This window comes from Bacillus pretiosus (genome assembly GCF_051294775.1).
GTDB classification, from domain to species: domain Bacteria; phylum Bacillota; class Bacilli; order Bacillales; family Bacillaceae_G; genus Bacillus_A; species Bacillus_A wiedmannii.
In genome coordinates this window covers 1-309 of record NZ_JBPPHF010000159.1, presented here as the reverse complement: position 1 = coordinate 309, position 309 = coordinate 1, and the positions used below count along the sequence as shown (strand labels likewise).

The 309-nt window shown below is 41.7% G+C and carries 1 protein-coding gene; it reads right to left on the bottom strand.

The genetic code is table 11. The annotated features are described in order from the left end of the window. A partial coding sequence (locus ACSG5Z_RS30310) for a hypothetical protein (protein WP_435712788.1) occupies positions 1 to 309 on the bottom strand: 309 nt, incomplete at both ends.

Here is a 309-nt window from a genome sequence, read left to right as displayed (position 1 = left end):
CGTTAACACTCGTGTTCATTTTGACATTCGACATTGCCATGATTTCATTGTTTATCATCACTGCTAGGTTATTATGATTCATTCTATTACTAGCTGATGCCTTTACAGAGATGTTAATGAACTCACCATTTTGATTAGGTGTTATACGGGCCGTAGGGGACCCTAAAGTTTCAGGTGCTACTGGTGCCATCTCTTGCAGGCCTTCTGGTGTTGGTGTACCTTTCATTAGAGCGCTAGTCGCCCATAATTCATCAAATCCTATAGTCCCCATCCCAGCTAAACTTGTAGCACTTCCACTGAATACTTTCT